Annotated in this window: 18 protein-coding genes and 1 pseudogene; 12 read left to right on the top strand and 7 right to left on the bottom strand. The window is 64.4% G+C overall.

Annotated features, from left to right (window positions below; translation table 11 throughout):
• Nucleotides 1–368: 368 nt before the first annotated feature.
• Nucleotides 369–698: a nuclear transport factor 2 family protein gene (locus K8F61_RS09615; protein ID WP_067242731.1), complete on the bottom strand. Its 330-nt coding sequence runs from the start codon at nt 696–698 to the stop codon at nt 369–371.
• Between the two features lie 21 nt (nt 699–719).
• Entirely contained in the window at nt 720–1,475 is a 756-nt protein-coding gene (locus tag K8F61_RS09610) for an SDR family oxidoreductase (RefSeq protein WP_231818846.1), read from the bottom strand.
• 389 nt (nt 1,476–1,864) lie between these two features.
• Between K8F61_RS09610 and K8F61_RS09605 the strand changes: the two genes are divergently transcribed.
• The 10 genes from K8F61_RS09605 (at nt 1,865) to K8F61_RS09560 (ending at nt 14,799) form a co-directional block, all read left to right on the top strand.
• A complete protein-coding gene (locus K8F61_RS09605) occupies nt 1,865–2,635 on the top strand; it encodes a sigma-70 family RNA polymerase sigma factor (protein ID WP_231818845.1) in 771 nt (256 codons plus the stop codon).
• A gap of 305 nt (nt 2,636–2,940) precedes the next feature.
• Complete coding sequence (locus K8F61_RS09600; protein ID WP_231818844.1) at nt 2,941–3,924, top strand: helix-turn-helix transcriptional regulator; 984 nt, start codon at nt 2,941–2,943, stop codon at nt 3,922–3,924.
• Between the two features lie 431 nt (nt 3,925–4,355).
• Entirely contained in the window at nt 4,356–5,351 is a 996-nt protein-coding gene (locus tag K8F61_RS09595; protein WP_231818843.1) for a hypothetical protein, read from the top strand.
• A 109-nt stretch (nt 5,352–5,460) separates the two neighbouring features.
• Complete coding sequence (locus tag K8F61_RS09590; protein WP_231818842.1) at nt 5,461–6,039, top strand: archaeosortase/exosortase family protein; 579 nt, start codon at nt 5,461–5,463, stop codon at nt 6,037–6,039.
• Nucleotides 6,036–7,403 (top strand): glycosyltransferase, encoded by a 1,368-nt coding sequence (locus K8F61_RS09585; protein ID WP_231818841.1) that lies wholly within the window; start codon nt 6,036–6,038, stop codon nt 7,401–7,403. Before K8F61_RS09590 ends, K8F61_RS09585 begins: the two co-directional genes overlap by 4 nt.
• Nucleotides 7,404–7,621: 218 nt before the next feature.
• On the top strand, nt 7,622–9,448 hold the full coding sequence (locus tag K8F61_RS09580; RefSeq protein ID WP_231821542.1) for an SGNH/GDSL hydrolase family protein: 1,827 nt from the start codon (nt 7,622–7,624) through the stop codon (nt 9,446–9,448).
• 19 nt (nt 9,449–9,467) lie between these two features.
• Nucleotides 9,468–10,559, top strand: a complete 1,092-nt coding sequence (gene wecB / locus K8F61_RS09575; protein WP_231818840.1) for a non-hydrolyzing UDP-N-acetylglucosamine 2-epimerase — start codon at nt 9,468–9,470, stop codon at nt 10,557–10,559.
• A gap of 190 nt (nt 10,560–10,749) precedes the next feature.
• On the top strand, nt 10,750–12,519 hold the full coding sequence (locus tag K8F61_RS09570; protein ID WP_231821491.1) for a DUF7507 domain-containing protein: 1,770 nt from the start codon (nt 10,750–10,752) through the stop codon (nt 12,517–12,519).
• Nucleotides 12,520–12,856: 337 nt separating this feature from the next.
• Nucleotides 12,857–13,252, top strand: a complete 396-nt coding sequence (locus K8F61_RS09565) for a class F sortase (RefSeq protein WP_231821490.1) — start codon at nt 12,857–12,859, stop codon at nt 13,250–13,252.
• An 83-nt stretch (nt 13,253–13,335) separates the two neighbouring features.
• Nucleotides 13,336–14,799, top strand: a complete 1,464-nt coding sequence (locus K8F61_RS09560) for a helix-turn-helix transcriptional regulator (protein WP_231821489.1) — start codon at nt 13,336–13,338, stop codon at nt 14,797–14,799.
• Nucleotides 14,800–15,169: 370 nt separating this feature from the next.
• Here the strand turns inward: K8F61_RS09560 and K8F61_RS09555 are convergent, their stop codons facing one another.
• Nucleotides 15,170–16,378: a globin domain-containing protein gene (locus K8F61_RS09555; protein WP_231821488.1), complete on the bottom strand. Its 1,209-nt coding sequence runs from the start codon at nt 16,376–16,378 to the stop codon at nt 15,170–15,172.
• Between the two features lie 143 nt (nt 16,379–16,521).
• On the opposite strand from K8F61_RS09555, the gene K8F61_RS09550 reads away from it, so the two are divergent.
• Nucleotides 16,522–17,160, top strand: coding sequence for a helix-turn-helix domain-containing protein (locus K8F61_RS09550; RefSeq protein ID WP_231821487.1), 639 nt, complete (start codon nt 16,522–16,524; stop codon nt 17,158–17,160).
• Between the two features lie 38 nt (nt 17,161–17,198).
• Here the strand turns inward: K8F61_RS09550 and K8F61_RS09545 are convergent, their stop codons facing one another.
• Nucleotides 17,199–17,807 (bottom strand): TetR/AcrR family transcriptional regulator, encoded by a 609-nt coding sequence (locus tag K8F61_RS09545; RefSeq protein ID WP_231821486.1) that lies wholly within the window; start codon nt 17,805–17,807, stop codon nt 17,199–17,201.
• A gap of 72 nt (nt 17,808–17,879) precedes the next feature.
• Between K8F61_RS09545 and K8F61_RS09540 the strand changes: the two genes are divergently transcribed.
• On the top strand, nt 17,880–18,266 hold the full coding sequence (locus tag K8F61_RS09540) for a DUF1304 domain-containing protein (RefSeq protein WP_231821485.1): 387 nt from the start codon (nt 17,880–17,882) through the stop codon (nt 18,264–18,266).
• A gap of 142 nt (nt 18,267–18,408) precedes the next feature.
• Here K8F61_RS09540 and K8F61_RS09535 read toward each other — a convergent pair.
• The 3 genes and pseudogenes from K8F61_RS09535 to K8F61_RS09525 all read right to left on the bottom strand — a co-directional run.
• Nucleotides 18,409–18,672 (bottom strand): annotated as a pseudogene (locus K8F61_RS09535) (argininosuccinate synthase); the annotation flags it as partial.
• Nucleotides 18,673–19,995: 1,323 nt separating this feature from the next.
• A complete protein-coding gene (locus tag K8F61_RS09530) occupies nt 19,996–20,661 on the bottom strand; it encodes a DUF6159 family protein (RefSeq protein WP_231821484.1) in 666 nt (221 codons plus the stop codon).
• A gap of 309 nt (nt 20,662–20,970) precedes the next feature.
• Nucleotides 20,971–21,387 carry a hypothetical protein gene (locus K8F61_RS09525; protein WP_231821483.1) on the bottom strand — a complete coding sequence of 139 codons (417 nt, stop codon included), beginning with the start codon at nt 21,385–21,387 and terminating at the stop codon, nt 20,971–20,973.
• Between the last annotated feature and the right edge of the window lie 79 nt (nt 21,388–21,466).

Raw genomic sequence — 21,466 nt, 5'->3', positions numbered from 1 at the left:
CATGATGCGTTGCACCTAACGACGTAGCGTTGGCGGCCGTACACGTGAAGGGCTCGCGACACATCGTGTCGCGAGCCCTTCGTCATGTCGGGATGCTCACGGCGTCACGCATGCTCACGCGATGGACGTTGTTTGCCATGCGCCGATAAGAGCCATTACCAGGAACGGGAATCGCCGGTTCGTTGACCTGCGGCCCGCTAGCACTTCGCGCGGATCGCTCGAGCCCGGGTCCACTCGTTCACGAGTGTTGACCGCGACCTTGGACACAGGATCGTCCAGATCCAGCAGCGTTCGGTTCCAACTTGGCTCCCCTCGACCGCCTCCGCGGCATCATCGAGGGGCGCTCCGGCGGGCGATCACCCGCCGGGTCAGCCTTCGCGGATGGTCATCCGGCGGATCCGGTCCCCCTGGAGGTCGAACGTGAAGGCGGAGCGTCCGTTCGCGTAGGACGAGCTCCAGTCGCCGACGACCGTGACGCGCCCGTCCTCGGCTTCGACGGACTGGACGGCGAGGCGTCCCGCTGAGCCGAGGAACTCCTTGTCGCTCCAGGCCTTGATCTGCGCGCGACCGGTGAACACGCGTCCCCAGTCGTCGACGGAGCCGTCGTCGGTGAACGCGCCGAGGAACGCGTCCTCGTCCTGACTGTGCACGGCCTCGAAGAACGAGGACACGGGTTCGGGAAGGGTGGGAGTGGTCATGTCGATCTCTTCCTTTCGTTCTCAGCGGGTGGTGTAGCCGCCGTTGGCGAAGATGGTCTGTCCGGTGATCCACCAGCCCTCGGTGGCGAGGAACCGGACGATCGGGGCGATGTCCTCGATCTTGGTCAGCTCGCCGCCCATGGCCTGCGACTTGTGGAACGCGACGCGCTCCGGGGTCTCCTGGCCGTAGAAGAACGGGGTGTCCATCGGGCCCGGGGCGATCGCGGTGACGGAGATGCCGCGAGGGGCGAACTCCTTCGCCGCGGCGCGGGTGAAGTGCTCGACCGGGGACTTCCCGCCGGCATAGGTGGAGTAGCCGTCGGTGAACGCGGCGAGAAGCGACGTGACGATCGTGATGATCTTCCCTCCGTCCGCGAGGTTCTTCCCTGCTTCCTGCAGGAAGAAGTATGCCGCCTTCGCGTTGATGTCGAACATCGAGTCGTACTCGTCCTCGGTGGTCTCGACGATGGGCTTGCGCAGGACCTTGCCGACGGTGTTCACCGCCACGTCGATGGTCCCGAGGGCGGCCGCCGCGTCGGCGAACAGGCGAGTCACGTTCGCGGGGACGGTGAGGTCGCCCTGCAGGATGACGCCCTTGCGACCGGCGGCCTCGACGGCCGCGAGGGTCTGCTCGGCGTCGGCCCGGGTGCTCTCGGAGTTGTAGTGGATCGCGACATCGGCGCCGGCGTCGGCGGCCTGCCGGGCGATCAGCCCGCCCAGGTTCTTCGCGCCGCCCGCGATGAGCACGTTCTTCCCGGAGAGGGTGTGGTCGGCCATGGTCATTCTCCCTTACTCGTTGTGATCAGGCTCTGACAAAGAGACGACGCTCAGGCAGTCTTCTGTACCTGATCGGATGCTGTGAAGACCTGCTGGAGAACGAGAGCCCCAGGCCTCTCCGGCCTTGGCATAGGCGGATGGGCCGCGTGATGGCGACAGATTCTGAGGCAACCATCGTCTCTTGATGTGGAGACGCTTTCCCCTGTCTCCACCCGAAGTCTCGTCCACCCCACGGGCGGGCTTCCTCCCCAACGGCTGGGAGCAGGTGTAGTGGTTCATCTGCTCCCAGTCCGGGCTATCACCCGGGTGACGTCGCGGGTGAGCTGATGGGTGATCTTCTCCGTCTGCACCTACGCGACGCGCGAATGTGCACTCCCTTTATTTAGCCGGTGAACCGGCAGGGGAGAGGTAAAGACATGTCAGCGAATGCGGATCTTGCGCTCGATGCCAGGCAGGCGACTCGCGCCCTTACGGGAGAACCTGTAAGGGCGCAGCATGATGGCATCGATGCGCTCCACGAGAACTGGCATATTCTCGTGCGCAGGGCGCGCTACATCGCACGGGGTCTTGTTGACGCAGATGACCTCTTGGCGGGGGCCGTCGCCGCGACGTGGGAGAAGTGGCTCAAGGGTACTGGTCCGACGGACAATGCTCTGGCCTACGTGACCCAGGCGATGCGAAACCGCCTCCTTGACGAACTGAAGTCGCCACGCCATGCGGTACTGCCGATCGATGACCTGACCGTGGATCTGACTTACGACGATGATCGTTCCCGCGTCGATCAACACCGGGAGTACGCCGATATTCAGGCAGCGGTGCGACGGTTGCCGGTCGACCAGCGGCGGGTGTTGATGGATGTGGTCGTGAACGGACGCAAGCCGCGAGACCTCGAAGCCGAATATCGACAGCCAGCACCCGCAATCAGCACCGTCGCGTACCGCGCGAAGAAGGCCCTGCGTTCCGAACTCTTCCTGCACATGATTCGAAGCGAGTGTGACAGTAACGAGTGTGCGCGCGCGCAAACGCGTGTCGCGCGCGACCTGTGGAAATCTGCGTCATTGGGCGAGAGCTGCCCACAGGTTTCCCAATTATGGCAGTGCCCAAGGTGCGCAAAAGGGCTTCATCGGTATCTCGATATCTCGCAGAGAGTTGCGGCATGACATCGCTGGAACCAACGCGCTCTCGCCATCGCGCAGCGCCCGTCCCATCTTCGCCCTTCGCCGCACCTGGGGAAGACCCCGGGGAACACCTGCATCACGGGCTCGGGATCCGGCTGCGAGCTGGAGATCGCGAAGGAGCAGTCGACTACGCGAGGCGGCTTCGCGCATGGCTGGAACAACCGGGTCGCCCGGTATCCGCGGCGAACTCCGCCAACATGTTCCTGTCTCTTGCCTCCGCTACCTTGCATTTTGAGGGAACCTGGCAGGCGTTGACGGAGTTGTACAACGCGGCATTTCGGGCAGCGATGGCGAACGAGCAGGAACTCGAACTGCGCGCCCGCGAGCGCATCGCACTGATCCATGCCGCACAAGGACGACTTCGTGAAGCACGGCTCGCGCTCCGCCGCGTCGAACTGCTATCTGATCCAGACGGCCCCTCTTCCTTCACACGAGGTGCAAGGGCGCTCGTCGCGGCGGAGAGTCTCAAGCCTGAGGCCAAGGATCTCATCGAGGCAATCGTCCACGATGAGATCCCGGACCCCTACTGGCCGCTCTTGCTCCTTGGCAGCGCCCGGTGGAGAACGGCTCACGGCGGGGCAGCAGCAGTGCTTGAGGAAGCCGCGCTCACGCAGATCTCGCGGAGTGTCAAGCCGCAGACGTTCGCGCGGTCCACTCTCCTGGCGATTCGGGCGAACGCGCTCATCGCAATGGGGAGACCGTCCACCGCGACAAACGAGCTCGGCGCGGAGGAGACACTAGAGACACCAGAGCTCGCGCTCGCGCGGGCAAGCGCCGAGGTGCTCTGCGGATCGCCTCTCAAAGGCGCAAGAGCGATGCGACGCCTCGCCACCAACCAGGACGTAGGCCCGAGCGTCCGCGCCGAGGCGCTCCTGATGGGTCTCTGGCCGAATCCACAGGACTCGGTCGAAGCCGGGCACACCATCCAGGTCGCTCGAGAGCTCATCGAACGCGAGGGCGTGCGCCGCGTCCTCTTGGCGGTTCCCTCGGAACTTTCGAGGCTCGTCTGTCCGGGCGAGCTATCGGCGGGAGAGCAACGGAACCCCCTGTCCGCGCCCGTGGTCCTCCGCGGAAGTGAACGTCGCGTCCTCGTCGCGCTTGCGGAGGAAGGGTCGCTCCGCGACGTCGCACACCGTCTGGGGATCTCGATGAACACGCTGAAGACGCACGCCCGCGCGATCTACCAGAAACTTGACGTCTCATCCCGTGCGGATGCCGTCCGAGTAGCCGATCGGCACGGGCTTCTCGAGCAGGGTGTCGACGATCGTTGACATCAAGCGATGTCAGATTCGTCGCGTCTCCTCGTCTTTTTAAATAGAAACCGCGCGCTGTCCGCATGATCGATGGGGAGGCGCCCTTGAGAACAGGGGAGAGATGTACGGAAACACGCCTCCGCCACCCGGCGGGCTGCTCGTCCCGGGTGGAGTCTTGGCTACGACCGGTGTAGACGGACTTAGCGCCGTCGGCATCGTCCTGGTATCACTGGGGCTTATTGTATCGGGCGCATTCGTCGCTCGCAGCGCATATCTGAAGCGCCAGGAGTCCACTATCTAGCGCTAGCCCGGCCACAAACGCCGTTGGGCCCTTCGGGGGATGGGTCCAAGCGGTCGAGATGACGGAACGTCTTCTCAGTCTTCGCTCCGGTGAAGACCGGTCTCTTCGACCTTGATTTCCTCCGATTCCACAGCAGGAAAGGAAAACAATGAGCGTCAAACTCAAGCGTGCCATCGGTGGTTCGCTGCTCACCGCGGTGATCGCCGGCGGGCTCACTCTAACTGCCGTCGCACCGGCCTCCGCTGCGACGGTCGACACAGGCGTTGTCAAGGCCGCTGTTCAGGGCGACCGACTTCAGGGGCCCTTTATCACCCGCACTACTTACCGGACTACCGGCACGCACAATCCTGCTATCGGTTCGTCCATCTGGTATTGGAACAACTTCAATCGGACCACCGAAACGGGACAGCTACGGGGAGAACAGAGGCTTGGTACGCCAGGAGTGCTTACTCCTCCCGCCTTCCAGCAGGATGTGGAGATCTGGACATTCCCTGCCCCAGGGACGACAGGTCCCCTTATGAACTCATCGGGCGAGTGTCTCATGATTCAGGGGCCCCCCGCCAACTTCTCCTCTCGTGCGTACGTCGGATCGTGTGACTCTGCAGTTCAAATTACTGTTCTCGAGGATGGCCGGATGGCCCTCGCTGACTACCCTGGCTTCTACTTGGCTGATTGGTCCGCACAAGGCGGTATGGGTCTCGGAGCTTTCACCAACGAGAGCGTGGAACGGGCGGACTCTCTGTACTTGGGTGGGCTTACGCCCGTCACCCCGGAGCCGGCGGATTGCACGGCGGGGCTGACGGGGACGATCGGCAACGTCGACCAGGCCGGGAAGTCGGCCGTCGTGTCCGGGACGGGCAAGGCGGGGGAGACGATCACGGTCACTGGTTCGCCCACGGGCCCGGTGACGGTTGTTGTCGCGGATGACGGGACCTGGTCTGCGACGGTTGCGGGTCTCGCTACGGGTGACAACACGCTGACTGTGTCCAGCAGCGACAACTGCGCCCCGGTGGAGCTGTCGGTCCTCATCGACGAGCTCGAGATCCCGGTCGCGCATCCGGCCGCTGTCGCGGGTGCGGGTGTTCTCGGGCTGGGTGCTCTGCTCATTGCGGCTCTCCGTCGCCGCGCAGCCAGCACCAACTGACATCGGTTGGTTGGCCTGCACTTGTAGGTAACACTGGGGGTGCCGTCGCGGGGACGGCGGCACCCCTGCCTGCACGTGAGTGCGTGCGGGCGAAGAGGGGAGAATTCTCATGGCGAGCGTCGCCGAAGTACACTCGATCGATCACTCACGTCGGAATCGGGCCTCGGCCGGAGCATGGGTCTTCGCGATCCTGCTCGTCACTGCCAGCGTCGGACTCTTCTTGACTCTGGATGCGTCTCAGCGCTTCGAGGCTCGCATCGCAGAGATGGCTATCGCTGCCGTGCTGGACACCGGAACCAGAATCGACGCTGACGGCACATCAGTGCTCGTCGGGCTCGGCGGACACCGCGCGTTCGCTTTGCATATCGGTATCGCCTGCAGCGTCGTCCTGCTGATCGTTCCGTTCCTGCTCGTGGCCGCCGCCATGCTGGCGAGCGGACGTGCCTCGGTATGGCGTGCGATACCCGCAGTCGTCCTCGGAGCAGCACTGCTCCTGGCGGTGAACGCTGCCCGCCTCGTGCTGATCGCTCACCTGACGATGCAAGACGGTCTCGACGGATTCGGGTGGGCACACACCGTTTATGGATCCGCCGTCGTCTTGGTCGGCCTGATCCTGGTCATTCTTGCCTTCTTGGCGGTCATGGCGATCGGGCGCCGGCGCACATTGGGCCGGGATTCGTCATCATGACCTTCTCGGCGTTCCTGTCGATGACGATCCTGTTCTCGCTGGTGATGGGAGCGCTGTTTCTCAGTTACGTCATCGCCATCGTCGTCCCGTTCCTCCGTCGCACGCCTGGAACGCCTGGCGACGCGTCCACGTTCACCTGGCATTTCGTGATCCCGTGTCGGGACGAAGAAGCCGTGATCGGCCACACCATCTCCTACCTGGAAGAGAACTTCCCCCACGCGGACGTGTGGGTCGTCGATGACGACTCGGAGGACTCCACCGCGTCGATCGTCAGGGACCGAGCCGCACGCAACCCGCATATTCATCTGATCCAACGTCGTCGACCGGAGGCTCGCCAAGGCAAGGCGCATGCGCTGAACTACGCCTGGTTGCGGATGCGCGAGATCGTCGGCGACGTCGACCTTGCCCGGACGATACTGGTCGTGGTCGACGCTGATGGGCGGCCGTCCGCCAACCTGTTGGACATCTGCGCCGGGCCTGACCTTTTCGGCGCCGAGGACATCGCCGCGGTGCAGGTCGAGGTACGCATGTCGAACAGAGATGAGCGGCGTCCGTATCCGGGCGAGGACTGGTTGAAGAACCTCGCAGCCCGCACGTTCGTCCGTATGCAGGACATCGAGTTCCGTGGACCGATCTCGGCGATCCAACTCAGCCGACGATTCACTCGAACGGTGAACGTCGGCGGCAACGGCCAGTTGGCCCGGTGGTCGGCGTTGGCGGAGATCTCGACCGAGCAGGGGCCGTGGCGCGGTGCGCTGCTGGAGGACTTCGAGCTCGGTTTGCACCTGCTGCTCGGGGGGTGGCGCAACGCCTACACCCCAGATGCGTGGGTGGACCAGGAGGCGCTGTATTCGTTGCCTCGGTATCTGACGCAGCGTGCCCGGTGGGCGCAGGGGACGATGCAGTGCTTCCAGTACCTCCCGAAGGTGTGGGCCTCCCGTCACCTGTCGAACCTGGGCGCACTGGAAGTCACCTATTTCCTGCTGCAGCCCTGGCTGCAACTGGTGGGGACGATCGTCTACCCGTGGCCGCTGATCATCATGGCCTACAACGCGATCATGTACCCGGCTCTGTTCGGCGCGTACATGCAGGCGGGCGGCGCCATTCTCCTGCTCTGCTACGCGATCATCGGGATCGGCGAGTTCGCGGTCTGGGGTTTCCTGTACCGAATCAAGAGCGAACCGGAATCCACCGTGCTGCAAGCGACGGGGTGGGGCCTGTCGTACATGCTGTACATCTACCTGATCTATGCGGTCGCGTGGAAGGCATTTCTGCAGGTCTTGCGCCGCCAGAGTGGCTGGGCGAAGACGATCCGGAACGCGGAGCAGACCAGTCCTGACCAGTTGGTGGCGAGGCTGAAGTGAACGGTGTCACTTCGTCGGAGACGCAACCGGCGGAACGCCCAACGAGCCGTCGCGATCTGCGTGCACAGCGCTCCGCAGGTGTTCTGGGGGGCAGCGAGCCGGCGGGTCCGTCTGCCTTGCCGCTGGCGCGTCCCGAGCAGGTCACGGAGACACCCTCGAGTCGTTCTTGGCGATTCCCCGCGCTCGACGGGCTCCGTGGCCTCGCAGTGGTCTCGGTGATGCTCTATCACACGAACTGGAGCCCCCGCGGGCTCTTCGGCGTCGATGTCTTCTTCGTGATCTCGGGGTTCTTGATCACTTTGCTGATGTTGCGTGAGTTGGCCGACACCGGGCGCATGCGGGTGGGGGCGTTCTTCGGCCGCCGAGTCAAGAGGCTGCTGCCGGGTCTGCTCGTCACACTGGCGGCGATTCTGGTGACGGCGTGGTTCGTCAGCGACGTTCGCGAGCTCGCGGAGATCGGCGGGCAGTCGTGGTGGGCGTTGTGGCAGGGGGCGAACTGGGCTCAGATCGCAGACGGCACAGCGTATTGGGACGCCACGGGGCAGTTCCGGCCTCTGGCGCAGATGTGGTCGTTGTCGATGACGGAGCAGTTCTATCTCGTCTGGCCCTTCCTCGTCCTCACCGCCTGGTTCTGTTGCCGCCGGCATCCGGGTGCACTGGCGATCGTGCTGGTCTTGCTTGCCGCTGCCGCGGCTCTGGTGGCTCCCTTGCTGTGGGACGGGAGCAACTCCGACCGGCTGTATCTCGGTACGGATGCTCGCGCAGTCGCCTTTGTCGCCGGTGCAGCGGGAGCTGCAGCGGTGTTCTGGATTCGTTCTCGGATATCCGGGTCTAAGAGTCCTGGCCGTGCTTCGCGCGCCGTGGTGAGCGCACTGTCCGTCCTGTCGCTGGTGGGCGTCGTCGGTGCCAGTGTGGTTGCGACGTCCTATCACGAGCCGTGGCTGTATCAGGGGGGATTGGCTTTCGTCGCAGTGAGCGCGACGGTCTTCGTTGCGACGCTGTGCTTCCCGGTGAACGTTCTGGTGCCGTTTTTCTCGTTCTCGCTGTTCCGTGGGATCGGCGTTGTCTCCTACAGTGTCTTCCTGCTCCATCTTCCCGTGTACTGGGTACTGCAGAAGCTCACTCCGACGATCGCACCGCTGACTCTGTTCTTCGTCGGTGCCACGCTGACCTGGCTGCTGGCGGCGTTTCTCCACCACGGCATCACAGAGCGGATCCGTCGTGCGAAGTGGCGGCCATGGCCGACACTGCCCGTGCTGCTGGTCGCAGTCGGACTCATCGCCGCCGGCAGCCACTACCTGCCGCTCATTCGAGCGCAGCAGGCCAGCGCTGTCGACCTGGTCCCTGACACGTCTGGCGGCCTGGAGATGCCTCCGGGGATGGAGGGCGGTCGCCCTCTCGTCGTGACGTTGGGTGACTCGTTGGCGAACGATCTGGCCGCAGCGCTCATCGGCCACGGCAACGAGTCCGTCGCTGTCGTGGATGGGGGGCAGGGCGGCTGCGGGATCATGCCCGCGACGAAGGTGCGCGCATCCAGTGGATACGAGTGGGACACGACCGCATGCCCCGACTGGCGTACAACGTGGGCTCAGACCTTGTCTGCACAACCCACTGACGCGGTGGTTGTGCACCTTGGGTGGGACGCCAGTGACCAGTTCATCGATGGTCGTTGGTTGAGCCCGAAAGATCCCGAATACGTGTCGCGATACTCGGAGTTGCTCGACGAGGTCGTCGACCTGGTGCATGAGGACGCTCCGGCGGCACGTATCGTGCTTGTCGCTGATCGTCCCACGAACGGCATCATCACCGATCCGACCGTGACGGCCGCATACACGTTGCTGCTCCAGCAGGCAGCGGACCGTCATCCCGAGGTGCGGCTGGCCGACATGGGTGTCGCATTGTGCGGAACGGGCACGTGCCGCACCACCGACACGGCGGGTCGGGAGCTGTTCCTGAGTGACAACGTGCACCTCACACCGGCAGGCAAGGACTTCTTCGCGCCCTGGATCGAACAGGCGCTCCGAGATGCGCTCGTCGAGCGTTGACCTACGAAAGGCAATATCAGTGACCACTGTTCCCGCTCTCGGTGACATCGCCGTAGTGCTCGGCACTCGTCCCGAGATCATCAAGCTCGCGGAGGTCATCCGCCTCCTCGGCCCTCGCGCCCGGGTCATCCACACGGGCCAGCATTGGGACGAGGGGATGGCCGGTCAGTTCTTCGAGGACTTCGGTATCGGTGAACCCCATGTCCGGTTGCGCACGATGGGCGGCGCCCCGCGAGGCATGCAGGTGGCGCTGGGAACAGCTGAGCTTCTCAGTCATTTCTCCGCGGCTCCGCCTGCCGCAGTGATCGTCCAAGGAGACACGAACTCTGTGTCCGCAGGAGCCCAAGCGGCGAACTATCTCGGGATCCCGGTCATCCATGTGGAAGCAGGGTTGCGGTCCAGAGATCGCCAGATGCCCGAGGAGATCAACCGTCTGGTGGTTGGGGTCCTCGCTGACCTTCATTGTGCTCCCACGGAGGCCTCGGCGAACAACCTTCGCCGGGAGGGAGTTGAGGAGGACCGGATACTTGTGACCGGGAACACCGTTGTCGAGGCGGTTGAGCGCAGCCTTCGTCTACTGAATGATGACGCGTGGGCGATCCCGGGTGAGCCATATGTGCTGGCGACGATTCACCGCCCGGAGAACACGGATGAGCCCGCGGCGTTGCGGCGCATTCTCCGGGACCTGCGACGCACGGGGCTGCGTACGGTTCTCGCGATCCATCCGCGGACGGCCGCCGCCGTCGAACGGCATCGGCTAGGCGGCGAACTCGCGGGGATCGATGTTCGCGCCGCGGTGCCGCATGACGGCTTCCTTGCTCTGGCTCGTCGGGCCTCGCTGATCGTCTCCGACTCTGGTGGTGTACAGGAGGAAGCAACGGTCTTGAAGAAGCCGCTGCTCGTGGTTCGGCGTTCTACCGAGCGTCCCGAGGCGGTCGATGCTGGTTTCGCGAGGTTGGTTACCCCGGATGACGATTTGCTCCGTGTGGCCCAGGAGATGCTGCTGTCCGGTGTCCGTGAGCGTCTCGCACGCACACCGTCACCGTACGGTGACGGGACAGCTAGCGCCCGCATTGTCGACGCTGTTCTTCGGCTGGTTGACCACGACTAGGCCGATAGCACCGCTCTTCGAGGAGGGATCCAGAATCTGGGTCCCTCCTCGTCCTCTTTAGTGTGTGCCATCACAGGGCTCCGTCGAGTGTCGGCTGAGCCACGGCACTGGCGCACGACTATCGGACAGGTATCCAGGGGGGAAACCGATGAAAAGACAACGACGTACCGCTCGAGTAATTGCCACGACCATGGCCACGGCAAGCGCGATCGGAGCCTTGAGCGCTGCCGGATGGATGACAGGTTCAGTCGCATTCGGAGCGACCGGACCGAACGGTGAATGCCTGATCAACGCCGTAGTGGCGGAGGACATCACGCGCTCGTACTCGGACGCCAACCTGGTGGACGCGAAGGGGCAGATTCAAGACGCGGTGCAGAGCTTCGTGGGATCGGCGTACCCGGTCACGCTTGGAATCACCAGCTTTGGCCAGATCGCGCCCTTGCCATCGGCGCCGTCGATGCTGGACGTGGAGGTCTCGTCTCAAGACGGTGCTGACCAGCTGAAGCAACATGTCGGAGGATACGAGTTCGACGCGGACATGTCGGGGTACACGAACTGGCAAGCAGGTCTGCGAGATGCGTTCGAGAAAGCCAAGCAGCAGGGAGCGGACACGGTCGTGTTCGTCACTGACGGGGTACCGAATGTGTACACGGATGCTGATGGAAACGACGTCGGTGTCGGCGGGTGGGGTCGTTTCGACCCTGAAGCCGCCGAAGCTGCCGGGGCGGTGGCCGATGAGATACGCGCCGCCGGGATGCATCTCGAGACAATCTTCATCCGCACCGACCGGCCCGGTTTCCATGGTCTCGATGACCCGCTCTACCCGACGTCGAACGACCAGGTTGAGCAGGCCATGCAGAGCCTGCAGGATGGTTGGTCGATTGACAGGGTCATCACCATCGCGGAGCTCGCGGACGAGATGCGCGCCCGTGCTGCAGCTGCCTGCACGCCGAGCTTGACGCTCAGCAAGTCTCACGGGGACGTGGAAGACGTAAACGGCAATGGGCTCGTCGACGCCGGTGACCGAGTCGTGTTCGCGTTCACCGGTCGCAACGAGGGCGATCTTCCGCTGAATGGCGTCTACGTCACCGATCCGCTGCTGGAGAAGCTCGGCGTCCCGCTGGTGGAGGGCGGGCTCGTCGGCGATCTTGCGCGGGGCGAGGAGTACCGCGTGGAGTCGCTTCCGTACACGCTCACGGAACAAGACATGATCAACTGCGGATTCGTCAACAAGGCGTCGGCGCGAGGCGACAGCATCAAGGGATGGATCGAATCGTGGGATGACGACTCCGTGCAGGTGGACACTCGGCCCGGGGTGTCCATCGCCAAGGAAGCCGGCACTGTGCAGGACACCAACGGCAACAAGGTTCGCGGAGACGCTGGCGACTCGATCACCTGGAACGTGACCCTTACCAATACCGGCAACGTGCGCTGGACGGATGCCGTGGTCGTTGACGAGGCGCTGGATCGCGCTGGCCTGGCGTTGACGCCCGAGCGTGCTTGGGACGGGTCGCTTGACGCCGGGGAGTCAATTCGATTCGCGTCAGACCCGTACATCCTGACCGTTGACGACGAGAAGGCAGGAGAAGCACGTAACACCGTCCTCGTCACGGCGCCCTCCGTGTGCGGGACGCCGCTCGAGGCCACAGCTGACGCCGTCGTAAAGACGACCAAAGCGCCTGAACCCACCCCGACCCCGACGCCGACCCCGACGCCGACGCCGACGCCGACGCCGACGCCGACCCCGACCCCGACGCCGACGCCGACTCCTTCCGAGACCCCGTCGACACCGGTAGTACCCGCCGAAGAGCAGAAGCCGCGTGCATTCACCGGGAATCCGCTCGCCGGAGAGGATATCTCCTGGCAGGTCCTCCTCGGTGTCGGTGGCTTGTCCATCGTCGCGATGATCGTCATGGCGCGGGAGAGGCGACGGGAAGAGGAAGATCGAGGAGAGCGATAGCACCCATGTTGGGGGCACCGTTCTGGTGCCTCCAACATCTCATCTCTCGGGTAGTAGGAGAAGTCGTATGGCTGGGGCGCGCACTGATCGCCGCACGTCTCGAGTAGCGGTAGTCGTCCTCTGCGTTGTCTTGCTCGGAGTCTCGATCTCTTTCATTGCACTCGGAATCGTGCGAGGGACTGAGAACGTGTCACGCACTCACGTTCTCGAGGCGTTGAAAACACCGGCACCCTTTGACGTGTCCGCTGCTCCTGTAGTCACGGCAGGTCCCGCCGCGGTCGAACCTCCCGCTCCGAACACTCTGGTCGATGCAGATGGGTCCCTCCACGTTGGCCTCGTGACGACGGGGCTCGATGAGGCCGGGGACTTTGAGATCCCCGCTCCCGAGCGAGCAGGCGTCTTCACCGGTTCAGCGCCGCTGAACGCTGATCGGGGCAGCACGTTGATTGCCGGTCATGTGGTGGATCGCGCTGGTGCTTTGGCTCCGATGGCGCAGCTGGCTCTCCTGGGGGCGGGTGATGTAGTGTCCACCGCTGACGAGACCGGTCAACGACGGGACTGGGTCGTGGTGGCGTCCGAGGTCGTCCCCCGAGACGGACTTCGTCCCGAGATGTGGCAACAGGATGGCGACCGCAGGCTGGTGCTGATCACGTGCGCGGGACGGCTCGACGACAGCACGGGGGCGGTAGAGTTCGTCGACAATCTGGTTGTCACCGCTGTGCCTGCCGGATGAGACAACGCAGAGGCAGAAAGGACGTCGTCGCGGGACTGTCTCGGGCGCTACAGATCGCGCAGAGCGCGTCGGCTGGGAACCCCGTGGCCCCGCATGTCGCCGGCCAACTCGCGGTCTTCGCAGATGGCGATTCCGTCCTGGTGGAGGAATGCGCGCGGTTGTTGAGCGCTGAGCAACTTCGCGGGGATGCGGTTCTACCGGATCCGCTACCCCTACCCCCGAACAGGCGAGTACCGATTCTCAAGGAGCTTTCCAAGGCCCAGCGGCGCCTGCTGTTGTTCTTTGCGCTGGACCCTGCTGCTCCTGTGCTCGATGTTGTGGATGCCGCGGGTGCAGACGTCGATCTATTGTTCGCGAGTGGGCTGTCCGGCCTTCTCTCCATCGACGGCGGCCAGCCGCCTTTTGCTAAGGAGTCGGTTCGAGCATGTCTGCTGCGTGATGCAACGGAGTATGAGCGACGCTCCGCTCTCGATGCGCTGGCTCGCGTGGCGAAGAGACGCGGCCGTCACTTGGCGTCGGTTGCGCATCGGTTCGCCGCTCACCCAGAGCAACGTCACGCCCTCGCGGGCCCACTGCTCACGCTCGCTGACGATCTGTTAGCCGGTGGTGACGCTGCGGGTGCCTATCGTGCGGCACGGGCGGCCGCGGCAGCCGCGGGATCAGCGCGCGCCTGGGGGATGGCGGCGATCGCTGCATTCTGGTGCGGTGCTTTCGAGGACGCCCGGCACGCCGCCCAGTCCGCACTTGATACGACCTATCCACAAGCCATGGCGGACGTGATAGACACCATGGCGCTTCTTCGTTCCGGCCCTGATGGTGCGTTCTTCACGGAGGCCGAGGCAACGCAGATGTTCAGCACGCTAGAGGCAGTGGCCCGCTCGCATGCAGATCTACGCCTCGTCGTGAGCTTGCGTCAGGTGTACCTCACGGCCCATTTCGATCCTCGGTCTGCGGATGTCTTGCATGCGAGAGTGCTGCTGGGTGGCCTGGAAGCGGATGAACTCTCCCCGCTTGCCGAGGCGTTGCTGGTGGTCTCACAACTCACAGCGTTGATCCTGGATGGGCGACACGAGCATGCCGCGTCCCTCCTGATCGGGGCGGCGGGGCGCTTGCCGCTCGTTCGCCCTTGGTGTGGCCTAGTGATCCGTTACGCACAAGCCTGTCTCGGGAAAGCGGGCATTGACAACATGCTCGTTCAAGCGTTTGCAGACATCGGCCCAGCGGCACCATTCTCAGAGGACCGCACCTCGTGCGCCCCTCAGTTCCAGAACTGGCCGACACCACTCGCGGCGAAGGCGGTTCTTCTCACTCCTGCAGGAGTTGCCGTCGACGCAACGACTGGTCTGCCGCCGTCTGTGGCTTCGCTCTCTGCGCGTCAGCAAGACGTCCTCGACTTAGTGCTGCAGGGATTGAGTAACAGGGAAATCGCGACGCGCCTGGCTCTCTCGCCACGCACCGTCGAGGTGCACGTCACGAAGATCCTCCGTCGATTTGGGGTTTCGACACGCCTGGCACTGGTGGCGCTCCATGCCGCCCAAGCGCTCTGACTCACGCTGCGCCACCACGCCTGGCGTAGGGCTGTGCCGCATCCGTGCGTCTACAGAGGGCTCCCGACATTCAATATGAACTTTCGGAGAGGTACCCATGAGGAGAAGAGGGCGTGACGCGTCACCAGCGCACAGACGGTGGCTGTCCAACTCGGGATGCTGACGTTTCCGCACGGTGTTGACGGGGCGCTGGTCAGCGTCACGGCGGCACCATCAGGCGTCGCGCGAGCAGTCACTGCCAGAACCCCGTCCATCCACGCACGATACCGAGCCCACTCAATCCGGTGACTCCGCGAGTCCGAGGACCACGAGCCGCGTCCAACGTTCGCGGGGAAACGCCGGGGCCAGCGGCTTGTCTGCCAGAGCTTCGTCAGGCGTTCTCGGCAGCCCAGAGATCAGGCCCAAAGATCTCGTAGTGGATCCGTTCGGCGGGGATGCCTCTGGAGAGGAGGGTGGTGCGCATCGCTTGCATGAAGGGCAGCGGCCCGCACATGAAGACGCGGGCATTCTCCGGGAGGACGGTGTCGCTGAGGTCCATGCGTCCTGCGCGTGCGGGACGCAGCGTCGGTGCGCTTTCGGCCCCTTGCTCGTACCAGTTCTGTGCGTGGGCGTCCGGCATAGACAGGACCTGGCGGCGGAGCGAGGCATAGAGAGGGTGTGCCGCGTGGGTGGTGTCCGCGTGGTAGAGCCGTACCGTTCGCGCGTGCTGGCGGCGGGAGACATCCTCGAGGATCGCCGCGATCGGGGTGATGCCGATGCCGGCAGAGATGAGCACGAGCGGCTGGTCCGAGTCGTCCAGGACGACATCGCCTGCGGGCTGTGAAAGGTCAAGCTCCGTCCCGGGGGCGGCGTTCATATGCAGCCAAGTGGAGATCTCTCCCGGGGGAGTGGTGGCTGTGCCCTGCACGCGCTTGATTGTCACGCGTAGCGAGTCTCCCCTACGTCCGGACGAGATCGTATACTGCCGGGCCTGCCGCCGGCCGCCGGGGAGATCCACAGCGATCGAGACGTACTGTCCGGTGGCGTGTTCCGGTGCGGTTCCCTCGAGAGGCGCGAGCACGAGCGAAAACACGTCCTCCGATTCTTCGAACCGCTCGACGACGCGGTAGCGCCGCCATGGCGTGGCCGGATCAGTGCCGCCGCGGCTGTAGAGGAGGGCCTCCTCCGCGATGAGACCCGTGGCGAAGAGCCAATAGACCTCGTCCCATGCCGAGCGGACCTCTGCTGTCACCGCGTCACCGAGCACAGCGCCTATTGCGTCGAGAAGATGCCGTTGGACAATGAGATATTGCGCGGCGGAGATCCCGAGCGACACGTGCTTGTGCGCGATGCGACGTAAGACCGGAGCGAAGTCCGGGGCCATCGGATCGATGAGGTGCGTCGCGAATGCCACAATGGAGCGCGCGAGCGCCCTCGGCTGCTCGCCGGCCGCCTGATTCGCCTGGTTGAAGACGTTGAGGAACTCAGGGTGGGCGGCGAACATCGACGGGTAGAACACCCGGGTGATCTCATCCGCATGTGCGGCAACCACCGATGCCGTGCGGCGGACGATGGACTCGGACGCGGACGACAGGTGCATAAGGGGTTTTCCTTCGCTAGTGCGGACCTCGGACGGAATCGATCTTCGGCGATCTTCCGGTCCGCCTGCCTCCGCGTTGGCCGGTTCAATTGCGGTGACCCGGCATTGAGGCGGGGGCAACCTCGAACGCCTACACTGCTGGCGTGCCCCGTCCCGCTCACGCCTACCGCTCCATTTCGCAACCGGCCCGGCTGCGGCTGCTACACGAGATCCAGCGGCACCCAGGCGTTCTCGCCCGGGATCTTGCCGATCGACTTTCAACCCCGATCAACACCGTGCGCGATCACCTCGCCGTGCTCGTCAGGGAGGGACTCATCGTCGGTGAGCCGCAGCATCGGGCGACCCGCGGTCGTCCCGCGATTGCGTACCGCACAGTAGTGGACCATACGGAGAGCATCCCGGCGGCGAGGAGGATCACCGATGCCGAACGTCGCGGAGCGCTCCTGCGTGCAACCATTGGTGGGGCTCCTCGCCGGCCCGCGCTCGACGAGGATGTCCTCCGCCAACTGGATGTCGTCTATGAGCACCTCGACGAAGTGGGTCTGCAGCCCCGCATCGACGAGGATGCGCTCACCGTCGAGCTCACACCTTGCGCGCTCTATGCCGCCGACGACAACTACGAGACGGCATGCCAGGTCCACGCGTGCCTCGTTAGGGATCTCTTGCGTCAGACGGCAGGTCCGCTCGTCCTGAACGAAGTCGTGCCCTTCTTCTCCCCGTCGCTCTGTCTTCTCACGCTCCGGCACGGGCGGGCTGAGGAAACCCCGGCCGGTGCGGGATGAGGGGCAGCTATTAGGCTGTCACAGAGACACAACCCCGCTTAGCGCGGAACGGAAGCGATGGCAACCCGCCGCTGATCGAGCAGATCAAGCGCGGTCTCAATGCAGCGCGCGGACTGGCTAACATCGACGCGCGCGACCGAGAAGGCGGCGACGACAAGTCCGGTCACGGCATCCGCGAGGCACGAGGCTGCAGGGACGTCCAGTTCAGGACGGCGAGCGAGGATGCCTGATTCCAGCGCGCTGTGGAGTTCGGAGAGGTAGTCACGGATAGCGCGAGTGATCTGTGGATCGTTCGCGAGGGCTGACCGTGCCGTGTTGACGAGCAGGCAGCCCTGGGACGCCGCCATCGACTCCCCAGTGCGGAACATCGCATGTAGCTCGCTGAGGTAGGTCGCGATCGCGTCGACAGCGATAGCCCCGACCGCCAATGGCCGCAGACGCGGACGAACAACCTCCTCAAGATAACTCTGCACGGCTTCGTCGAAGAGTCCGCGCTTGGAGCCGAAGGCGTTATAGATGCTCGAACGACTCAAACCCGTGGCCATCTCGATGTCGGCGATGGAGGAGCTCTCGTATCCCGTACTCCAAAACAGGTTGCGAGCGGCGCGGACGACCGCTTCGCGATCGAAACTCTCAGGGCGGGCCATGGTGCTCCTCGTATTTGGAACGATCGGTACAGTATAAGCTTGGAATGTTCAGTACAGAATTGGAGCACGCACATGGTCATCGCAGGATTGACGCTCGCCGCTGCGGCGGCACTAGTCCACGTATACATCTTTTCAATGGAGTCGATCACCTGGACGACGGCCCGCACGCGTGCAACCTTCGACACGACCGAGCAGGAAGCGCTCGCGACCAAAGAGCTGGCCTTCAATCAGGGCTTCTACAACCTGTTCCTCGCCATGGCGACCCTCCTCGGCCTGGTGGTATTCGTTACCGGGAACACGACGGTCGGTGCGACGCTCGTCTTCACCGGGAACGGCTCGATGGTTGCGGCCGCCTTGGTGCTCTTCCTCTCCAGCCCCGGGAAGCGGAGTGCCGCGCTGAAACAGGGAGTGATTCCGGCCCTGGCGCTGATCGGGCTAGCGGTCGGCTTGGTCCTCTGACGTCCGAGGGGGATGCCGAAAGTGGAGTGCGGCACCCGTTGGGTGGGTGCGTCAGCCGGTGTCGGAGTCGAAGGCGTGCCTTCGGGTACGGAGGCTCCGGTCGGCACTGTCAACTGGTGCGGATATCCTCGCCTGTCCCGACCTTCTCTGCTGAGTCCCGGTAGGGGAACCCGTGGGCGACGAGCCAGTCGCTCATCTCCTGGCGCCCGCCGAGCTCGGTGACGAAGTCCGCGTCCAGCCACGGCTTGTAGATCCGCAGGCGCGGGTTCGCGAGCAGGCCGTAGCGGTAGAACCGCTCGATGTCGTTGCCCTTGTAGGTGGAGCCGTCGCCCCAGATGTCGACGCCGTCCTCCTTCATCGCGCGCACGAGGAGGGTGCCGGTGACGGCGCGTCCGACCAGTGCAGTAGGGGCAGGCCGCAACGCGAGATCCACGAGGGCGATGGCGACGTGTTCGCCTGCGCCCCGACAACGGTCAGTTCCACATCACGGCGCACATTGGCTGCCAAATCCGCCTTGGGGACAGTAGGTGCGGACCCGGCGAAGTAGTTGAGGACTTCTTCGCTGTCGAAGGTTGAGGGTCTTGCGACGTCGATGACGACCGTGGCGCTCTCTATCGCGGCGTGGAGCCCCTGCCTCGTCCTGACGCTCACGCCGGCGGCCAAGACTCCGGGGCCCGAGGCGTGGAGGCTCCTCAAGAGCTTCGTTCCGGTCTGATCGGTTCCGCCGATGACAACGACATTCTCCACGGGTACTTCGTCGGTCGCTGCTTCCGGTCTGTCTATCTTGCCCGGTGGAGGAGCACGCGCGCTCTGTGGGGAGATCCCGCGTCCTATCCATCGGCCTCGTACGGTACTCGTTCGGCATCGTGCGACTCTGGTGCAGATGAGGTTGACGTCCGACGCGCCCGTGCTTCTTCGTCGGTGGAGCCTGGCTTTTCGGGTCCTACGGCACTGGCGGAGCGCCAACGGCTACTCGCGCGTGCGATTCGTGAGAGGGAGGTGGATGAGAGGGAGCAGCTCGCCAGAGTCATGTAAGGGGTGGGCGAGCACCCTTGCACGGAGAGTCTGCTCTTGCTGCGCTCGGCACCCGGCAATATTCTGGTGGGCGACGGCGAGCATGCGTGGAGAGGTTTGCCGGGTTTCCCAGGGTTGACCCCAGCGGCCCTCGGGGAACGTGGCCCCGACTGCACGGCTCCCGCAGCTGCGTTGGGGCCACACCAATGCGACGTCTGAGCGTTCTTCCGTGGGCTTAACGGGCTCGGTCATGGTCGTTCGATCGTGCTTGAGTTCAGAAATGGGCTCTGCGGCTCGTCGTCTGTCAGCCAATGGCGGACCATTGCGGGGACTCCAGACTGTTCCTAGGTCTTGGCCATGACCGGATCGCAGTGAATCAGAATGCCGCCGGTAACACCTGCAGCGAAGTCCCGTGTATGGCGACAACGATGGAAGAACTCGGCGGAGGCGCGGCGGTGGTGGGCGAGCGGGGGATGGCGCGCCATGGCCCGTCTGGAGAACGTGGTCGGCAATATGGTAGGAGCGACGTACCGCGACGAGCGGCGGCCCTCGCGGGCGCGATGGCGGCACGCATGCAGAGCGGTCGATCCCGGCCCCCGCCGGCGGACGAACCGGTGGATTCCTGGTCGGTCAGCGAGGCAGGCTACTTAGGCCTCAACATGGCGATCGCAGCGTCCGCGATCAGTGACACAGCTCGACCACATCCGTGCGGCGGTCAGGCCACCTGAACCGCGGCACGGACGAGGTCGACCGGCACGCTAGTGGGGAGTCCTGATGCGTAGAGGTAGAGCTGCGTCGTCACGTAAGCGCGCAAAGTGCTGACGATCGCGAGTCCGACGACCAGTACGACAAGGCCGGTTGCAATGAGCAGGAGGCCGATGATCTCTTCGCTGATGCCGCCCACCCCTCCGGTGGTGGTGCCGAGCGCGAGAACGACCGAGCCGGCGACGACGAGCAGGATCGTCCCGAGGACCACGGGAAGCAGGACGAAGCCGAAGCGGACGGTGACGCGGATGGCACTGCCCCAGGTGTGCTTGAGGAGGCTTGCGGACTTCTTGACGGCGGTGAACGGTCGGCGCCCTTCCGCGACGACGACGGGCAGCGCGAGGAAGGTGGCAGCGGACCATGCTAGTTCACCGGCGACCGAAACGATGCTACTGAAGATGTTGTTCTTGTCTCGGATGAGGGAGAGGACGACATCGACTGTCGCGACCATCAGACCCCACAGCAACAGTGGCCCGAAGCGTGCCCTTGCCCCGGCCAGTGCCGTGGTGATCGTCGGTTGACCTCCTTCGGATTGCTGTAGCGCTGCGCTGACTACCGCTCCTTGAAAGAACGTCGCGACCAGTGTCGCGGGGATGCCGCCGAGGATCACACTCACGGTGAGAACGATCGTTCTGGTGTGGTCCTCCGGTACTTGGGCGCCGAGAATGAAGCCTGGGACTACCACAGCCAGAAATAGAACGGTCGCCGCGAATCCTCCGAGCAAGGGGAGCGCGGCAACGCTCCGGGCTGCCTTGAGCTGACGCCAGGACTCTCGGACAAGCTCTCGTCCCGTGGGCGACGTTGAGCGGCGAGCGGGGTGTTCCTGCGTCATGAGTTCTCCAGTAGGTGGGGGAGTCGACGGGACGCGGCCAAGCAGCCTGGTGACTTGAGCCACGGGACCCAACGTCGACCGTTGGGGCTGGTCTTAGCGCTGCTTGCGGAAGTAGGTGTTCGAGGCGGGCAGCCAAAGCAGTACGAGGGCGACAACCGAGATCACTCCGGCGATGACAGCCACGACATCGGGGTCGCGCACGACGCCCCACAACGAGAGGACCTCGAGGATCGTTACCAGGATTCGGGCCCAGTTCTTGCCTCGCAACATGGGGAACAGGAAAATGAGCTCCAGCAGAATCACCAGGCCCGTGAAGACCTCAGCAACCACGAAGATCGTCGTGAAGGCGGCCGCAGCCTCGGCATCGGAGTTCGCGGCGAGCGCGGCGGGGAACTCGAGGATCGCGATGATCTGGAGTACCGCCTCGTAGACCAGTCCGAGGAGTAACAGCCAGAACCCGACGGTGACGGTCAGTGGACGTGCCGGCGAACGAGGAACAGTCGATGACATTGGTGTCCTTTCCCTAAGGGGCTCAGTCGTAATAGTGGCAGACCAGTGTGCCGCGCATCGCGCGACTCCTCCGGGAGCG

This window comes from Microbacterium resistens (assembly GCF_021172025.1).
Taxonomy (GTDB): Bacteria; Actinomycetota; Actinomycetes; order Actinomycetales; family Microbacteriaceae; genus Microbacterium; species Microbacterium resistens.
The sequence above is the reverse complement of the archived record's forward strand: the minus strand, read 5'-3'. Positions and strand labels throughout refer to the sequence as shown.

Excerpts from the sequence above, each read along its gene's own strand:
- K8F61_RS09615 (WP_067242731.1), bottom strand. The coding sequence starts at position 698 with ATGACCACTCCCACCCTTCCCGAACCCGTGTCCTCGTTCTTCGAGGCC.
- K8F61_RS09540 (WP_231821485.1), top strand. The coding sequence starts at position 17,880 with ATGGTCATCGCAGGATTGACGCTCGCCGCTGCGGCGGCACTAGTCCAC.
- K8F61_RS09580 (WP_231821542.1), top strand. The coding sequence starts at position 7,622 with ATGCTCTATCACACGAACTGGAGCCCCCGCGGGCTCTTCGGCGTCGAT.
- K8F61_RS09585 (WP_231818841.1), top strand. The coding sequence starts at position 6,036 with ATGACCTTCTCGGCGTTCCTGTCGATGACGATCCTGTTCTCGCTGGTG.
- K8F61_RS09570 (WP_231821491.1), top strand. The coding sequence starts at position 10,750 with ATGGCCACGGCAAGCGCGATCGGAGCCTTGAGCGCTGCCGGATGGATG.
- K8F61_RS09600 (WP_231818844.1), top strand. The coding sequence starts at position 2,941 with ATGGCGAACGAGCAGGAACTCGAACTGCGCGCCCGCGAGCGCATCGCA.
- K8F61_RS09610 (WP_231818846.1), bottom strand. The coding sequence starts at position 1,475 with ATGGCCGACCACACCCTCTCCGGGAAGAACGTGCTCATCGCGGGCGGC.
- K8F61_RS09555 (WP_231821488.1), bottom strand. The coding sequence starts at position 16,378 with ATGCACCTGTCGTCCGCGTCCGAGTCCATCGTCCGCCGCACGGCATCG.
- K8F61_RS09545 (WP_231821486.1), bottom strand. The coding sequence starts at position 17,807 with ATGGCCCGCCCTGAGAGTTTCGATCGCGAAGCGGTCGTCCGCGCCGCT.
- K8F61_RS09590 (WP_231818842.1), top strand. The coding sequence starts at position 5,461 with ATGGCGAGCGTCGCCGAAGTACACTCGATCGATCACTCACGTCGGAAT.
- K8F61_RS09525 (WP_231821483.1), bottom strand. The coding sequence starts at position 21,387 with ATGTCATCGACTGTTCCTCGTTCGCCGGCACGTCCACTGACCGTCACC.
- K8F61_RS09595 (WP_231818843.1), top strand. The coding sequence starts at position 4,356 with ATGAGCGTCAAACTCAAGCGTGCCATCGGTGGTTCGCTGCTCACCGCG.